This is a genomic window from Staphylococcus kloosii (assembly GCF_032139365.1).
GTDB classification, from domain to species: domain Bacteria; phylum Bacillota; class Bacilli; order Staphylococcales; family Staphylococcaceae; genus Staphylococcus; species Staphylococcus kloosii_A.
The window spans coordinates 1-595 of record NZ_JAVTDB010000056.1 but is presented as its reverse complement, the minus strand read 5'-3'; the positions used below and the strand labels follow the sequence as shown (position 1 = coordinate 595).

General features: G+C 35.1%; 1 pseudogene. It reads right to left on the bottom strand.

The features are described 5' to 3' along the window. Positions 1-211: 211 nt before the first annotated feature. A pseudogene (locus RPL90_RS07370) lies at positions 212-487 on the bottom strand (transposase); the annotation flags it as partial. Positions 488-595: the final 108 nt, after the last annotated feature.

The following is a 595-nucleotide window of genomic DNA, read 5'->3' as shown; positions in this document are numbered from 1 at the left end:
TCGCGCCACGCACTTACGAGCAGGTAAGCAAGTAAGCGAGGCGTGCAAGTGAGGAAAGATGCGAGCGCTTGCCTCAAGCCAAAAAAGCTTCTTAGCGCCGATGTTAGCAGACTTGCCCCCACAAATAGAGGAACAAGGAAGCTATGAATAATAAAACAAAACTAGTGCGCCTAATGGTTTATAGTATAAATGTTTATTGGCACGTAAAAACGTTCTGTGACAACCACATCATACGTATACTATCTTTAAGAAAGCTTTCTATCCTTCTTCCAGAAAAAATAGATTGTGTATAAGAATAAAGTATAATCTTTAACATGAATTTAGGATGATAAGAAGATGCACTACGTGAGGGTTTAGATTCGTAGAATTCTTCATTAGGTATAGACTCGACAATTTGATTCACATAATGTGCAATATCATTTTCTGGAATCAATAGTTCAATATTTAATGGTAGAGTTATTTGAGGCATGTTATAATCTTTATACATAAGGCACCTCGTTAATTTGGTTTTTGTGATGATTAATTAAATTATACGAGAGCGCTTTATTTTTTTGTATAAAATTGGAAATTTGTAACGATTTTGTAGAGTGCTGAC